The 15,196-nt window shown below is 67.2% G+C and carries 17 protein-coding genes; 11 read left to right on the forward strand and 6 right to left on the reverse strand.

Features of this window, described 5'->3' with window-relative positions; translation table 11 throughout:
• The first annotated feature begins 112 nt into the window (after positions 1 to 112).
• Positions 113 to 1,225: a cytochrome c oxidase subunit II gene (gene coxB, locus ACTJKY_RS00230; protein ID WP_440843383.1), complete on the forward strand. Its 1,113-nt coding sequence runs from the start codon at positions 113 to 115 to the stop codon at positions 1,223 to 1,225.
• 3 nt (positions 1,226 to 1,228) lie between these two features.
• Complete coding sequence (ctaD, locus tag ACTJKY_RS00235) at positions 1,229 to 2,887, forward strand: cytochrome c oxidase subunit I (protein WP_440843385.1); 1,659 nt, start codon at positions 1,229 to 1,231, stop codon at positions 2,885 to 2,887.
• A gap of 81 nt (positions 2,888 to 2,968) precedes the next feature.
• On the opposite strand, the gene ACTJKY_RS00240 is transcribed toward ctaD, so the two are convergent.
• Both ACTJKY_RS00240 and ACTJKY_RS00245 read right to left on the reverse strand, forming a co-directional pair.
• Complete coding sequence (locus ACTJKY_RS00240) at positions 2,969 to 3,226, reverse strand: hypothetical protein (RefSeq protein ID WP_440843386.1); 258 nt, start codon at positions 3,224 to 3,226, stop codon at positions 2,969 to 2,971.
• A gap of 32 nt (positions 3,227 to 3,258) precedes the next feature.
• Positions 3,259 to 5,340 (reverse strand): TonB-dependent siderophore receptor, encoded by a 2,082-nt coding sequence (locus ACTJKY_RS00245; protein WP_440843387.1) that lies wholly within the window; start codon positions 5,338 to 5,340, stop codon positions 3,259 to 3,261.
• Positions 5,341 to 5,570: 230 nt separating this feature from the next.
• On the opposite strand from ACTJKY_RS00245, the gene ACTJKY_RS00250 reads away from it, so the two are divergent.
• The 8 genes from ACTJKY_RS00250 to ACTJKY_RS00285 all read left to right on the forward strand — a co-directional run bounded on the left by ACTJKY_RS00250 (position 5,571) and on the right by ACTJKY_RS00285 (position 10,187).
• The gene (locus ACTJKY_RS00250; RefSeq protein WP_121072049.1) at positions 5,571 to 5,855 is read left to right on the forward strand and encodes a hypothetical protein; all 285 of its coding nucleotides are present in this window, start codon (positions 5,571 to 5,573) and stop codon (positions 5,853 to 5,855) included.
• A gap of 40 nt (positions 5,856 to 5,895) precedes the next feature.
• A complete protein-coding gene (locus tag ACTJKY_RS00255; protein ID WP_440843388.1) occupies positions 5,896 to 6,801 on the forward strand; it encodes a heme o synthase in 906 nt (301 codons plus the stop codon).
• Entirely contained in the window at positions 6,798 to 6,968 is a 171-nt protein-coding gene (locus ACTJKY_RS00260) for a hypothetical protein (protein WP_440843389.1), read from the forward strand. The genes ACTJKY_RS00255 and ACTJKY_RS00260 overlap by 4 nt, the downstream gene beginning before the upstream one ends.
• Positions 6,965 to 7,504 carry a cytochrome c oxidase assembly protein gene (locus ACTJKY_RS00265; RefSeq protein WP_440843390.1) on the forward strand — a complete coding sequence of 180 codons (540 nt, stop codon included), beginning with the start codon at positions 6,965 to 6,967 and terminating at the stop codon, positions 7,502 to 7,504. The genes ACTJKY_RS00260 and ACTJKY_RS00265 overlap by 4 nt, the downstream gene beginning before the upstream one ends.
• A gap of 36 nt (positions 7,505 to 7,540) precedes the next feature.
• Entirely contained in the window at positions 7,541 to 8,425 is an 885-nt protein-coding gene (locus tag ACTJKY_RS00270; RefSeq protein ID WP_440843392.1) for a cytochrome c oxidase subunit 3, read from the forward strand.
• A 1-nt stretch (position 8,426) separates the two neighbouring features.
• A complete protein-coding gene (locus ACTJKY_RS00275; protein ID WP_440843393.1) occupies positions 8,427 to 8,828 on the forward strand; it encodes a DUF983 domain-containing protein in 402 nt (133 codons plus the stop codon).
• 1 nt (position 8,829) lies between these two features.
• Positions 8,830 to 9,462 carry an SURF1 family protein gene (locus tag ACTJKY_RS00280; RefSeq protein WP_440843394.1) on the forward strand — a complete coding sequence of 211 codons (633 nt, stop codon included), beginning with the start codon at positions 8,830 to 8,832 and terminating at the stop codon, positions 9,460 to 9,462.
• Positions 9,463 to 9,557: 95 nt separating this feature from the next.
• Positions 9,558 to 10,187 carry a hypothetical protein gene (locus tag ACTJKY_RS00285; RefSeq protein ID WP_440843395.1) on the forward strand — a complete coding sequence of 210 codons (630 nt, stop codon included), beginning with the start codon at positions 9,558 to 9,560 and terminating at the stop codon, positions 10,185 to 10,187.
• Positions 10,188 to 10,230: 43 nt separating this feature from the next.
• On the opposite strand, the gene ACTJKY_RS00290 is transcribed toward ACTJKY_RS00285, so the two are convergent.
• The 4 genes from ACTJKY_RS00290 to ACTJKY_RS00305 are packed head-to-tail and all read right to left on the reverse strand — an operon-like array spanning position 10,231 to position 14,170.
• Positions 10,231 to 11,547 (reverse strand): amidohydrolase, encoded by a 1,317-nt coding sequence (locus tag ACTJKY_RS00290; RefSeq protein ID WP_440843396.1) that lies wholly within the window; start codon positions 11,545 to 11,547, stop codon positions 10,231 to 10,233.
• Between the two features lie 52 nt (positions 11,548 to 11,599).
• Complete coding sequence (locus ACTJKY_RS00295) at positions 11,600 to 12,214, reverse strand: DUF4893 domain-containing protein (RefSeq protein ID WP_440843397.1); 615 nt, start codon at positions 12,212 to 12,214, stop codon at positions 11,600 to 11,602.
• Positions 12,215 to 12,222: 8 nt separating this feature from the next.
• Positions 12,223 to 13,008 (reverse strand): 3-hydroxybutyrate dehydrogenase, encoded by a 786-nt coding sequence (locus ACTJKY_RS00300; RefSeq protein WP_440843399.1) that lies wholly within the window; start codon positions 13,006 to 13,008, stop codon positions 12,223 to 12,225.
• 13 nt (positions 13,009 to 13,021) lie between these two features.
• Positions 13,022 to 14,170, reverse strand: a complete 1,149-nt coding sequence (locus ACTJKY_RS00305) for a patatin-like phospholipase family protein (protein WP_440843400.1) — start codon at positions 14,168 to 14,170, stop codon at positions 13,022 to 13,024.
• A 114-nt stretch (positions 14,171 to 14,284) separates the two neighbouring features.
• Here ACTJKY_RS00305 and ypfJ point away from each other — a divergent pair, with 114 nt between their 5' ends.
• Positions 14,285 to 15,184 (forward strand): KPN_02809 family neutral zinc metallopeptidase, encoded by a 900-nt coding sequence (gene ypfJ / locus ACTJKY_RS00310; RefSeq protein WP_440843401.1) that lies wholly within the window; start codon positions 14,285 to 14,287, stop codon positions 15,182 to 15,184.
• Positions 15,185 to 15,196: the final 12 nt, after the last annotated feature.

Consider the following 15,196-nt stretch of genomic DNA (forward strand, 5'->3'; position numbering starts at 1 on the left):
CAACCGCACGCGAAAAAGGTTGAGCATGGCCTTTTCCCAGCTATACCTTTGGTACAAAGGGCCGCTAGGATGCCCCGGTTGTGCGTTCCTGGAGAGGGGTGACAACACCATTATGCGCAGTTTCTTGGTACCGACGATCCTGCTGGCCACTGGGCTGGCCTTCGCTTCTCCGGGACTGGCGCAACCCGCCGCCCCGGCCCCTGCCGCATCGCCGGCGCCCGCTGCAGCTGCGGCCGCGCCCGCCGCAAAGGTTGCCGATCCGACGCTCGATGCCGCGGGCAAGCCGCTGCACACCGCCCAGCCGGGCATCGGCGAGCCGGTCGACAAGGCCTTCTATCTCCAGCAACAGGTAACGCCGACGGGCCAGGAAGCACACTGGTTCCATAACACCATTCTGCTGCCGCTGATCACGATCATCTCGGTGTTCGTGCTGCTGCTGCTGGTATGGGTGATCGTCCGCTATCGCCGCGCCGCCAACCCGACGCCGTCGCGCACCAGCCACAACACCGCGATCGAGATCGTCTGGACGCTGGCGCCGGTGCTGATCCTGGTGGCGATCGCCATCCCCTCGATCAAGCTGCTCGCCGCGCAGTTCAAGCCCGCGCCGAAGAACGCAGTGACGCTGAAGGCGATCGGCAACCAGTGGTTCTGGTCATACGAATATCCCGACAACGGCAACATCCAGCTGACCGCCAACATGCTCAAGGAAGAGGGGCAGGTCGGCAAGGGTCAGCGCTATCGCACCGATGCCGACGGTCCCCGCCTTCTCGCCACTGATCAGCGCGTGGTGCTGCCGGTGGGCGTGCCGATCCGCCTCGTCACCACCGCGACCGACGTGATCCACAGCTGGGCGATGCCGGCCTTCTGGATCAAGCTGGACGCGATCCCCGGCCGGCTGAACGAGACAAGCTTCATCATCCAGAAGGAAGGCGTCTATTTCGGCCAGTGCTCCGAACTGTGCGGTGCGCGCCACGCCTATATGCCGATCGCGGTCGAGGCGGTGAGCCCAGCCAAGTTCGCCCAGTGGGTCGCCTCCAAGGGCGGCACCATGCCGGGCGCCAAGGCAGAGCCGGCGAGCACCACCGCGCTGGGCAACGACGCCAGCGACCCCACCGCCAACAGCGCGGCGGACAAGGCCCCCACCGTCGACGCCACCGCCACTCCGGCACCGTCCAACAAGCCTGCGACCGCGAACCCCGCCGGCGCCGGCAACACGGGCAACTGAGCCATGACCGATACCGCGCTCCCCTATTCCGCCGCGCACGACCAAGCGCATGGCGACCATGACGCCGATCACAAGCCGAGCTTCTTCGCGCGCTGGTTCATGTCGACCAACCACAAGGACATCGGCACGCTCTACCTGATCTTCGCGATCTTCGCGGGGATCATCGGCGGCGCGATCTCGGGCATCATGCGCGCCGAGCTGATGCAGCCGGGCATCCAGTATCTGCCCTGGTGGGTCGCCAAGCTGCACGGCGAAGGCACCTTCGACGAGGCGATGCACTTCTGGAACGTGCTGATCACCGCGCACGGCCTGATCATGGTGTTCTTCATGGTGATGCCGGCGATGATCGGCGGCTTCGGCAACTGGTTCGTGCCGATCATGATCGGCGCGCCGGACATGGCCTTCCCGCGGATGAACAACATCTCGTTCTGGCTCACCGTGGCGGGCTTCGTGCTGCTGATGTTGTCGCCGTTCGTGGGCGTCGGCGCGGGTACGGGCTGGACGGTCTATGCGCCGCTCTCCACCTATGGCGAGCCGGGGCCCTCGGTCGATTTCGCGATCTTCTCGCTCCACCTGGCCGGCGCGGCGTCGATCCTCGGCGCGATCAACTTCATCACCACGATCTTCAACATGCGCGCGCCGGGCATGACGCTGCACAAGATGCCGCTGTTCGCCTGGTCGGTGCTGGTCACCGCCTTCCTGCTGCTGCTGGCACTGCCGGTGCTGGCCGCGGCGATCACCATGCTGATCACCGATCGCAACTTCGGCACCGCCTTCTACGATCCGCAGTACGGCGGCGATCCGGTGCTCTACCAGCACCTGTTCTGGTTCTTCGGCCACCCCGAAGTGTACATCATGATCCTGCCGGGCTTCGGTATCGTCAGCCACATCATCGCGACGTTTAGCCGCAAGCCGGTGTTCGGCTATCTCGGCATGGCCTATGCGATGGTGGCGATCGGCTTGGTCGGCTTCGTCGTCTGGGCGCACCACATGTTCACCACCGGCCTGCCGGTGCAGGTGAAGATGTACTTCACCGCCGCCACCATGGTGATCGCGGTGCCGACTGGCGTGAAGATCTTCTCCTGGATCGCGACGATGTGGGGCGGCTCGATCAGCTTCAAGACCCCGATGGTCTGGGCGATCGGCTTCATCTTCATGTTCACCGTCGGCGGCGTGACCGGCGTCGTCCTCGCCAATGGCGGCGTCGACGACTACATGCAGGACACCTATTACGTCGTCGCCCACTTCCACTATGTGCTCTCGCTAGGCGCAGTGTTCAGCCTGTTCGCAGGCTTCTACTACTGGTTCCCGAAGATGACGGGCAAGATGTACAACGAATTCCTCGGCCAGCTGCACTTCTGGGTGTTCTTCGTGGGCGTGAACCTGCTGTTCTTCCCGATGCACTTCCTGGGCCTGCAGGGCATGCCGCGCCGCATCCCCGACTATACGGACCAGTTTGCCTATTGGAATCACACGGCGACCGTGGGCTATATGATCATGGCGGCGGGCATGGCGGTGTTCTTCGTCAACATCATCTACTCGCTGCTCGCCGGCAAGAAGGCGGAGGCCAATCCCTGGGGCGAAGGCGCGACGACGCTCGAGTGGACGCTGTCGAGCCCCCCGCCCTTCCACCAGTTCGAGACGCTGCCCAAGATCGACTGATCGGGCCGCAGCCGAACGACAAAAGCCCCGGGGGGGGAGACCTCCGGGGCTTTTTCTATGCCGGTGGTCGGGGCGCCGACGCTACAACCAGATCGCCGTGGCGGCGTGGCTCACATAAAGATCGGCGCCATGGTCGAGACACCATTGGGCGAGCTCTTCGTGGAGCACCGGCCACAGGTCCCGCGCCCAGTCTGGTGCTGTTTCCGCCCAGGCGATCGCACTCGGCAGATGGGCGGACAGGATGCCCATTGGCAGATCGAGCTCGAAGGCGCCGCCGGGGCCCGTCACCACCAGCCGTTCCTTCCACTCGGGTCGAAACTGGAACACGCTTGTCGTCATCGTCCCTCGCCACGAGGTCAGCGCTCCGGGCGCTAGAATCGCGTCGACGCCGTCACCCGGAAGCTGCGGGGTGCGCCGGGCGTGGTCCAGACATTCGCGTAGGAGCTGGCGATGTAGTACGCATCGAACAGGTTATCGACGTCCGCGCGCAGCGTGAGACGGTCGTTCACCGCGACGCTCAGGTTCGCCCGCGCGATCGTGTAGGCCGGCAGGCGGTAGCTGGTCCCGAACGGATCCCCCGCCCGCGCCCCGACATGCGTCGCCCCGCCGCCCAGCGCCACCGGGCCCAGCGTCTTCTGCACGAACAGGCTGCCCATGTCGGTCGGCACGTTGCTCAGCGCGGTGCCGATCAGCGCGGGATTGACGTCGTTGCGCACCTTGGCGTCGAGATGGGTATAGGTGCCGGTGACTAGCAGGTCGTTCGCCGCCTTCCAGTTCAGCTCCAGCTCGCCCCCGCGCGAGCGCTGCCGCCCGATCTGCGTCTTCTCGAACGGATCGACCGCATTGGGATTGAGCACGTTGCGCTTGATCATGTCGAACAGCGCCGCTTGGCCGGTGAGCCGCTGCCCGAACAGCGCGAACTTCACCCCGCCCTCGATCGACTGGCTGCGCTCCGCATGGAAGGTGCTGGTGCCGTCCGAGGGGTTGAGCCGCAGCGACTGGCCCCAGCTGGCATAGAAGGCCAGCGCCTCGCTCGCCTTCCAGGTCAGCGCGGCGCGCGGCGTCACGCCCTTGTCCACCGTGTTCAACCGCGCGCCGGTCAGCCGGTTGTTCACCGTCTCGCGGAAGCTGTTCCAGCGCGCGCCGAGCAGCAGCGTGAACGGCCCCGCGCCGATCAGGTCCTGCGCATAGACGCTCTCGCTGCGGAAGTGGCTGTCGCGGCTGGCGAAGGGCGGGGGCACGGGCAGCGCGGTGGTGGCATAGACCGGGTCGAACAGGTCGATCGGCAGCAGCGGCCGGGTCGGGGTGCCGCGCGCGCGGTCCAGCACGAAGTCCATGTGGTAGCGGACGCGGTCGGCGCCGACTCGCAGATCGTGCGTCATGCCGAACAGCGTGGCCTTGGCAGCCAGTTCGGCGCGGAGCGACAGGTCGTTCCAGGCGAAATCGTGATAGCGCCGGTCGCGCCCGGCAGTACGCCCGTCCGCCTGCAGCCCGCGCGGGCCGAAATCGACCATCGTGCCGAACCCGCGCAGCGATCCGTCGCGCTGGCTGGCGCCGAGCTCGAGCCGCACGTCCTTGGAGAGATCGGCGAACAGGCTGCCCTGCTGCCAGAAGCCGTTCTGCACGATGTGCCCGTCCGAGGGCTCGCCGAGGAAGGTGCTGCGGTCCATCGCCCGCGCATCGCCGCCCACCGCCGCCACGCCGCGATCGAGCACGCTGGTGTTGCGCATATATTCGGCCTGGTAGAGCAGCCGCAGCCCTTCCGCCGGCACCCAGGCGAGCGACGGCGCGATCAACCGGCGCGGCCCGTCGACATGGTCGCGGAAGCTGTCATGCCCTTCCGCCACGCCGATCAGCCGGGCAGAGAGCCCCTCGGCCAGCGGCCCGGTCACGTCGGCGCTCGTCCGCCAGCTGTTCCAGCTGCCCGCGCTCAGATCGGCACTGCCCTGGAAGTGATCGAGCGGCGCCTTGGTGACGATGTTGATCGCCCCGCCCGGCTCGCCGATCCCCGACAGCGCCGCGGTGGCGCCCTTGAGCACCTCGACCCGCTCGATCGTTGCCGAATCGATCGGCGCGTTGAAGCCGAAATTGCTGCTGAAGCGGTTGAGGCGGATGTCCGGCCCGGCATTCTCGTCGCCGGCAAAGCCGCGGATCGACACCTTGTCCCACAGGCCGCCAAAATCATTCTGCCGCGCCACGCCGCCGGCCAGATCGAACAGGTCGCCGAGTCGCGTCGGGTTCACCGCGTCGATCAGGTCTCGATCGAGCGCGCGCACCGATTGCGGATAGGTGAACGCGGGCACGTCGGCGCCGAGGATGCTGGCATTGGCCCCGCGCCCGGTAACGACGATGTCGTCCCCTCCCTGCACCGCCTGTGCCGCCGCGGGCAGCGCGGCGCCACTGGCCAGCGCGGCCAGCAGGATGCTGGGCCGGCGAAGAGAGGATAGGTTCATGGATGCGCCCCGATGCAGATGTTCTTATTTGCGGGCCGCATAAGCATGTTAATAATCAGTTGCAATAGCATCTGAGCGCAGCGCGGCAGGCCGAGGCCGAATCGGCTGGCCTCGCCGCGGCGATCGGCGCATCAGCGAATTCGGTAACGTGTATCCGCTATCCTGCGCGACGCCCCCGTACGCGTCGCTGGTGCGTTCAATCTGGGATACGGCAGTTTTTGGAGACGTCTATGCGCAGCCCCTATGCCGACTGGATGAAGATCGGCCTCGACAGCTGGATGCTGGGCATCGAGGCCTCGACCGTGATCGGGATGCGCCTGACCAAGCTCGCCGCCGGCGGCCCCGGCGCCACGGCCGAGGCACAGCGCATGGTCGCCGAGAAGATGCAGGCCGCCTGGGAGCTCCAGGTCGCCGCCGCCACCGGCCGCCTGGGCAGCACGCCCGAGGCGCAGGCGAGCAAGACTCTGCGGCATTATCGCCGCAAGGTGCGGGCGAACGCCAAGCGGCTCGGCTGACCTCTTTCGCCCGCCGGCCGTGCGCCGTATATCGGGAACGATGATGTCCGTGACCAACGCCAATCCCGCTATGCCCGCCGATTGGCGCGATTTCCTTGCCCTCACCAAACCCCGGGTGATGACGCTGGTCGTCTTCACCGGGCTTTGCGGCATGCTGGCCGCCCCCGTGCCGATCCACCCGGTGCTCGGCTTCACCGCGATTCTGTGCATTGCGCTGGGTGCGGGCGCCGCGGGCGCGCTCAACCAATGGTATGAGGCCGATCTCGACGCCAAGATGAAGCGGACGCAAGGCCGTCCGCTCCCCGCCGGCCGGATGGACCGCCAGTCGGCGCTGCATTTCGGCGTGGGTCTCGCGGTATTCAGCGTGGTGCTGATGTATGTCGCGATCAACCTGGTCGCGACGCTGATCCTCGCCGTCTCGATCCTGTTCTACGTGTTCGTCTACACGATCTGGCTCAAGCGCCGGACGCCACAGAACATCGTGATCGGCGGCGCGGCCGGCGCCTTCCCGCCGCTGATCGGCTGGGCGGCGGCGACCGGCAACGTCGCCACGCTGCCGCTGCTGCTGTTCGCGCTGATCTTCCTGTGGACGCCGCCGCACTTCTGGGCGCTCGCGCTGTTCGTGAAGACCGATTACGCCAATGCCGGCGTGCCGATGCTGCCGGTCGTGGCGGGCGAGCGCACGACGCGCATCCAGATCGGCCTCTACACGCTGCCGATGATCGCCGCCGCCGCCGCGCCCTGGCCGCTGGGGCTGAGCGGCATGATCTACGGCCTCACCGCCGCGCTGATGTCCGGCATCTTCCTCGCTATGGCGATCCAGGTCGCCACGCGCCGCACCGAGCCGGAAGACCGTATGATTCCGGAAAAGCGGTTGTTCAAATTCTCGATATTGTATCTGTTCGTGCTATTCGGTGCGCTCGTGATCGACAGGTGGATCGGATGAACGATTCCCGCGGAGAGGATGTGAACCACATGCCGGCATCGGAGCTGGAATTGATCCGCGCCCGCCAGCGCGCCCGCGCGCGGGTGATGGCGCTGCTGCTCGGGGGATTCGTGGTGCTGGTGTTCGCGATCTCGATCGTGAAGATGCAGCTGGGCCACGGCGGATGAGGATCAGCCGCAACCTGCGCGTCGGCCTGATGGGTGCCGTGCTGGTGTGCGGCATGACCGGGCTGGGTTTTGCCGCGGTGCCGCTCTACCGGATCTTCTGCGAGGCGACCGGGCTCAACGGCACCACCCAGCGGGGCCTGCACGCGCCGGGTGCCACGGGCCAGAAGATCACCATCGCCTTCGACAGCAATGTCAGCCCCAAGCTGCCCTGGAAGTTCGCGCCCGAGCGCCGCGAGGACACTATCGACATCGGCGGCCGCGACATGGCGTTCTTCACCGCCACCAATACTTCGAATCGCGCGATCACGGGCACAGCGACGTTCAACGTCACGCCCGCGCAAGTCGGCAAATATTTCACCAAGATCCAGTGCTTCTGCTTCACCCAGCAGACGCTGCAGCCCGGCCAGACCGTCCGCATGCCGGTGATCTTCTTCGTCGATCCGAAAATCCTGAATGATCCGGACGCGCGCGACGTCCAAGAGATCACCTTGTCCTATACATTTTATCCAGTGGATTCGCCGAAGACACCAAGCTAGCATCGCGCAAAATAGAGAGAGGATTGGGATACGCCCATGGCTGGAGCAAAGAACCACCAGTATCATATCCTGCCGCCCAGCATCTGGCCGCTGCTCGGCTCGCTGGGTGGGCTTACCCTCGCCTCGGGCGCCGTGATGTGGATGCACAAATATCCCAACGGCACGCTGGTGCTCACCACCGGCTTCCTGCTGGTGCTGCTCACCATGTTCGGCTGGTGGGGCAAGGTGATCCAGGAGGCGCATGCCGGCGATCACACGCCGATCGTCCAGCTCCATCTGCGCTACGGCATGATCCTGTTCATCGCCTCCGAAGTGATGTTCTTCGTCGGCTGGTTCTGGGCCTGGTTCGATTTCTCGCTCTTTCCCTCCACCGTCGAGGCGGTCGGCGGCACCTGGCCGCCCAAGGGCATGGAAGTGCTCGACGCCTGGCAGTTCCCGCTGCTCAACACGCTGATCCTGCTCTGCTCGGGCTGCACCGTCACCTGGGCGCACCACGGCCTGATCCACAACGAGCGCGGCGGCGAGCTGCGCGGGATCTGGGGCCTGATCGGCGTGGGCGAGAACGATACGGTGAAGAAGGGCCTGTGGCTCACCGTGATCCTCGGCTTCACCTTCAGCTGCCTCCAGGCCTATGAGTATATGGAGGCTCCTTTCCCCTTCAAGGCGGCGAGCGAGCATGGCTCCAGCTATGGCGGCGCCTTCTTCATGGCGACGGGATTCCACGGCTTCCACGTGATCGTCGGCACGATCTTCCTGATCGTAAACCTGGTGCGCGCCTATCGCGGCGACTTCACCCCTCGCCAGCATTTCGGCTTCGAGGCGGCGGCCTGGTACTGGCACTTTGTCGACGTCGTCTGGCTGTTCCTGTTCGCGTCGATCTATGTCTGGGGCGGTTGGGGCGCGCCGGTCCACGCCGGCTGACGTGACCGCACCCACCCCCGATCCCACAGGGGGCGGCAGCGCTGCGTTGCCGCCCCCGATCGCCTCCGGCCTCTATGGCTGTTGCCCGCGCTGCGGCGCCAAGACGCTGTTCCGCAGCTTCACCGCCTTTGCCGATCGCTGCTCGGCCTGCGGGCTCGAGTTCGCTGCATTCAACGTCGGCGATGGCCCGGTGGTGTTCCTCACCCTCGGCATCGGCACGCTGGTGACGATCCTGGCGCTGTGGGTGGAATTCAGCTTCTCCCCGCCCTTCTGGGTCCATCTGCTGCTCTGGCCGCCGGTTACGCTGGCGATGGTGGTGGGATCGCTGCGCCTGGCCAAGGGGCTGTTGCTCGCACTCGAATATCGCAACCGGGCCCACGAGGGTCGGATCGCCGAGGACTGAGATGCGCCGCGTTCCGCCGATCCCCACCCTGCTCGTCGGCCTGGCGGTCGCGGCGATGATCGCGCTCGGCTTCTGGCAGCTTGACCGGAAGACCCAGAAAGAGGCCGCGCTCGCCATCTTCGCGGCCAACACGATGCAGCCGACGATCACCATCGAGAGCGGCGCGGCAGATGCCTCGCTGCTGTTCCGTCACGCCCGCTCGGCCTGCCAGTCGGTAACCAGCTGGGTGCGCCAGGGCGGCCGCGGCGTGCAGGGGCTCCAAGGCTGGCGCCAGATCGCCACCTGTCGCACCCATACCGACGCGACGCTGCTGGTCGACATGGGCGTGACCCGTGACCCGATGTTCCGCCCGCAATGGCCCGGCGGGATCGTCAGCGGCACCCTCACCCGCGCCCCCGATCACCGCCCGCTGATCGCCGGCATCTTCGATTCCGCGCCGCAGCCGCTGATGCTGGTGTCCGACCAGGGCGCGCCGGGGCTCCAGCCCAGCGCGCCGCCCGACATCTCCAACGTGCCCAACAACCACCTCGCCTATGCGGTGCAGTGGTTCCTGTTCGCCGGGGTGGCGATCATAATCTACGGTCTGGCGCTGCGGCTGCGGGCGCGCGGCGCGCCCGAACCTCGGATCCGCTAACCCCGGAAGGTCCCGCGCCGCCGCGCAGATGGGTGGACGCGCGCGCACCGCACGCTAAGGGAGGGGCAAGGCAAGCGAACCTTGGAGCGGCACGCATGAACGATCAGGTTTCCCAGGGCTATGGCGCGGTCGCCGCGACCGCCGAGACCGGCTGGCTGACCACCTCCTTCGTCCTCATCGCGCTCGGCGCGGCGCTGGCGGTGTTCATCCTGATCTGGGGGACGCGACTGGCGATCCGCCGCCGCAAGGCGCGCGAGGAGCTGGACGAGCGCGGCGAACTGGAAGTCGTCGATCCGGCCCAGCCGATCGAACCGGTGTCGGAAATCCCGAGCGCACCCGAAGCGCCGGCACCCACGCCCGAGCCCGGCCCCCTCGCCGACGAGCCGATCGCCGCCGCTGCACCGGTCGCAGCCCCGTCGGCCGCGCTCGCCGCGGACACCAATGCCACACCGGCGCCCGTCGAACCGGAGCCTGCGCCCGCTAGCAGCGGCGACGACCTCACCCGGCTGAAGGGGGTAGGCCCCAAGCTGGCGGCGCGGCTCAACGAACTGGGCATCACCCGCTTCGCCCAGCTCGCCGCACTCGACGAGGCCAGCGGCAAGGCGCTCGACGCGCAACTCGGCAGCTTCCAGGGCCGCATGACCCGCGACCGCTGGACCGAACAGGCCCGCTTCCTCGCCGCCGGGGATACCGCTGGCTACGAGGCGGTGTTCGGCAAGCTTTGATCCCTACTTCATCCTCCCCCGCCAGGGGGAGGATTGCGCAGCCCTAGCGCTTCAAAATATCCAGTGCCGCCGCGGTCAGTGCCTCGGTTGCGGTGCTGACCACCGCTTCGGCATCGGGGGCCCATTCGGCGCTGTGGAGCGAGGGCAGCATCGCCTTGCCGCCCTGCGCCGCGTCCCATTTGGCCTGGGGCACCCCGCCTACCCAGAAGATCGTGCTCTGGATGCTCTTGTCGGCGAGCCAGTAGCGGCTGAAATCCTCGCCGCCCATGACCGCCTTGGTCTCCACCACCCGGTCCTTGCCGAAGCGCGCGGTGAACAGCCCCTGCAGCCGCCCGGCGAGCGGCTGGGTATTGAAGGTCGCGGGGGTATATTCGTCCTTCACCGACACTACCGGCATCCGGTCCTCCGGAACGCCGGCCGCGATCGCCTCGCCCTTGGCGATGCGCGCGATGCCGTCGAGCAGTTGCTGGCGCGATTCGGGGGTGAAGCTGCGCACGGTGAGCAGCATCGTCACGTCGTTGCCGATGATGTTGTGCTTCGATCCGCCATGGATCGCGCCGACGGTGACCACCGCCGGCTGCTGCGGGTCCATCTCGCGGCTGACCAGGGTCTGCAGCGTGGTGACGATCCGCGCGGCGAGCACGATCGGGTCGCGCGTCGTGTGCGGATAGGCGCCGTGGCCGCCCACCCCCTTCACCACGATGTCGACCGAATCGACATTGGCCAGCGCATAGCCCGGCGTGACCCCGATCTGCCCGGCGGGCAGGCTGGCGCTGTCGTGGAACGCGATCGCATAGCCCGGCTTGGGGAAGCGGGTGAACAGCCCGTCGTCGAGCATCGCCTTGGCGCCGCGCCCGCGCTCCTCGGCAGGCTGGGCGATCATCACCACGGTGCCGTGCCAGCGATCCTTCATCGCGGCGAGGTTGCGCAGCGTACCGACCCAGCTCGCCATATGGGTGTCGTGCCCGCAGGCGTGCATCACACCGCTCTCGATTCCCTCGTCGGTGGTCGCGCGGACCTTGGAGGCGAAGGGCAGACCGGTATTCTCGACCACCGGCAGCCCGTCCATGTCGGCACGGATCAGCACCACCGGGCCCGGCCCGTTGCGCAGCACCGCGACCACGCCGGTGCCGCCCACCTTCTCAGTCACCGCATAGCCCGCATCGCGCGCCGCGGCAGCGAGCTTGGCGGCGGTCTCCACCTCGTGCAGGCTGCGTTCGGGATGGGCGTGAAGGTCGCGATAGAGCGCCATCAGCTGGGGCATCGCCTTGGCGGTGGCATCCCGCACCGGATCGGCGGCGGCAGCAGCGGCAGGTGTGCCGAGGCTCATCGCCCCGGCCAGCAGGAAAGACGTGAACATCGGACCCCCTTTGTCATCATGAGTCCGAGTGTCACGCCTGCCCGTCCACCTGTCAAACCGCGGGGACGATCTCGATCACGTCGACCTTCGATTCGAACGCCGGATAAGGAAGCACCAGCCGCCAGCGCTCGTCGCCGATCCGCTCGCCATAGCCGATCAGGTTGCGACGAGCGTCGATCCCGTACCGAAGCGGTGCGCTGTCGTCGCCCACCTCGAGCGTGCCGAGGAAGGTCACCCGCGCGCTCACATCGGGGAAGAAATTGCCGTCCGGCCGCTGCACGCCGCCCTCGATCCGGAAATGCCGCAGATCGCCTTCCGCGGTGATCGGGCAGGGCCGCCAGTCATAGGTGACGATCGCGCTGACCGCGGTGCCGCCGCCGCCCAGCTTGAAGGTTCGGCAGCGATAGGCGCCGGCCGGCGGCATCGCCGTATCCAGCGCCCGATCGGGATCGAACAGGGCGGGATCGCCCTCGATCAGCTTCACATCCGCAGCGCGCGCGAGCGGCAGCGCCTCGCTCCACGCCTTGCGCCAGTCGCGCAGCTTGGTGCGATCCGCATCGGTCGCGATCCGGCGCCAGGGCAGGCGCGTGTCCATCCCCGGCGAAGTCGCCTCGTGATAGACGCTGCAGCCGGCCAGCGCAGCGCCCAGCCCCAAGGCAACCACCATGCGCAGCATCATTCGGCCGTCCAGCCGCCGTCGATCGAATAGTTCGAACCGGTGATCTGCGCGGCCTCGTCGCGGCACAGGAACACGGCCAGCGCCGCCACCTGCTCGGGCAGCACGAACTGCTTGGTCGGCTGCGCATCGAGCAGCACGTCATTGATCACCTGATCGCGCGTCATGTTCCGGGTCTTCATCGTGTCCGGAATCTGGTTCTCGACCAGCGGGGTCCAGACATAGCCCGGCGAAATGCAGTTCACCGTGATGCCGTGCGTCGCCACTTCCAGCGCCGCCGTCTTGGTGAGGCCGGCCAGGCCGTGCTTGGCGGTGACATAGGCCGACTTGTTGGGGCTGGCGACCAGGCTGTGCGCGCTGGCGGTGGAGATGATCCGGCCCCATTTCCGCTGCTTCATGCCCGGGATCGCCGCGCGCATCAGGTGGAAGGTGGAGCTGAGGTTGATCGCGATGATCGCATCCCATTTGTCGAGCGGGAATTCGTCGATCGGCGCGACATGCTGGATGCCGGCGTTGGAAATGACGATGTCGACCGCGCCGAACTCGGCCTCGCCCCGCGCAACCATCGCCGCGATCTGATCGGGCTTGGTCATGTCGGCGGCGTCGTACAGCGCCTTGCCGCCGCTGGTCTCGGCCAGCGCAGCGCGTTCCTTCTCGATGGCGGCGGCGTCGCCGAAGCCGTTGATCAGCACATTCGCGCCCTCGGCCGCCAGCGCCTTGGCATAGGCCAGGCCGATGCCCGATGTGGACCCGGTGATGATCGCGGACTTGCCCTTGAGGAACATCGGCATACTCCTTTTAACGCTGGGTGAGATCGAAGGCGGCAGTTTTGCCGTCGAGGATGTTCTGCGCGACGAGCTTCGAGTTGGCCATGGTTTCGGCGACCGCGATACGGCCGGCCTCCCAATGCTCGTGCATCGTCCGCGCGGAGAATTCGAAATCGCGCGAGCCGCCTTCCCAGAGCTTCGCGCGGTAGATCAGCTGCACCACATTGACCGGATATTCGGTCACCAGATCGCGCACCGCCTGCACTTCGGGCGCGTCGGCGACATGATCGGGCAGCTTGTCGAGCAGCCGCCGCACCGTCTCGCGCGCCTTGCGCAGCCGCAGCCGCTCGTCGGAAATGGCGCGGGTGCGGCTGGAGAAGCGGATTTCCTTCTCGCGGCCCATCACGTCCATGATCGTGCGCGGCAATTCGTTCTCCGCGGGGAAGAGATCGACCTGGAAGACGAGCATCTCGGCCTCCTGCCGATCGAGGACATGGGTAAGCGGGGTGTTGGAGACGAGTCCCCCGTCCCAATACCAGCAACCGTCGATCTCGACCGGCGGTAGCCCGGGCGGCAACGCACCAGACGCCATGATGTGCCGCGCATCGATGCGTTCGTCGCGCGTGTCGAAATAGCGGAAATTGCCGCTGTGCAGGTTGACCGCGCCGACCGACAACCGCACGGGCCCGTCGTTCAGCAGGTCCCAGTCGACCAGCCGGTCCAGCGTCTCGCGCAGCGGACTGGTATCGTAGAAGCTCAGTGCGCCCGGCGTACCCGGCACGGCGAAGGCGGGCGGGATCGGGCGCGGGCGAAAAAAGCCGGGAACGCCGCCCAGCATCACCGCGCCGGCGGCCCATTCATGGCTGATCTCGCGCGCCTGATCGTTCATCGGCAGCGAGAATTCGGGCAGGGCGGAGGTCACCTGCTCCCAGAAGGCGCGGATAGCCCCCAGCCGCTTCTCGGGCGGGTTGCCGGCGAACAGCGCGGCATTGACCGCCCCGATCGAGATGCCGGCCACCCAGTCCACGTCGATCGCGGCGGTGGCGAGTTCCTCGATGACGCCGGCTTGGAAACTGCCGAGCGCCCCACCCCCCTGCAGCACCAGCGCGACGGTATCCGGCAGCGGCATGCCGGGTCCGGCATGGCGGCGGCGGTGCGGGCGGGACTCAGCATCGGCCATGCGTTGCGCTGTGGCGCATCCCATGCTGCGGAGCAATACGAACCTTGATAGCGACGCGTGCAACGCGCCGACGATTGGCGCATTGTTACGGCAATCAAATCAAGGGGAGGCCCCATGCGGCTCGACGATCTGGATCCTACCGACAACGCGCGCGACCTCGGTTCGGGCGGCGGTGGCGGCGGCGGCTTTCCGCTGCTCGGGCTGCTGCCGATGTTCCTCGGCCGCGGCATGGGCTGTGGCGGGATCGTGCTGATCGGCATCATCGCGCTGGTGATGTTCGCGATGGGCGGCGGCGGCGGCATGCTGGGGCAGAGCGGCGGCGGCGGCAGCGCCGGGCGCTCGCCCACCGCGGGCAAGTCCGGCCAGCAGGTCTGCCGCGTCGACGAGCGCCGGCTGGAAGCATGCCGGGTGATGACGAGCACCGACCAGACCTGGGGCAAGATATTCCAGGAAATGGGCCGCAACGACTATCGCCCCGCGACGATCAACTTCTTCAAGGGCGGCGCCAATACCGGCTGCGGCGCGGCGACCTCGGCCGTCGGCCCCTTCTACTGCCCGAGCGACGACGGCGTGTATCTCGACACCGCCTTTTTCGACGAGCTGCAGAACCGCTTCGGCGCCAAGGGCGATTTCGCCCGCGATTACGTGATCGCGCACGAGATGGGCCACCATATCCAGGATCTGCTCGGCACCTCGACCGAAGTCTCGCAGGCCCAGGCCCGCGCCTCCAAGACCGAGGGCAATCGCCTTTCGGTGAAGCTGGAGCTGCAGGCGGACTGCTATGCGGGCGTCTGGGCGGCGCGCAACCGCGACCGGCTGGAGCCGGGCGACATCGAGGAAGGCATGACCGCGGCGAACGCGATCGGCGACGACACGCTGCAGAAGGAAGCGCAGGGCAGCGTGGTGCCGGACAGCTTCACCCACGGCACCTCGGCGCAGCGCATGGCGTGGCTCAAGCGCGGCATCGAAACCGGCGACCCGCGCCAGTGCGACACCTTCAAGAGCGCGCTATAAAGGTTACTTGAC

This window comes from Sphingomonas sp. 22176, from assembly GCF_052045505.1.
Classification (GTDB): Bacteria; Pseudomonadota; Alphaproteobacteria; order Sphingomonadales; family Sphingomonadaceae; genus Sphingomonas.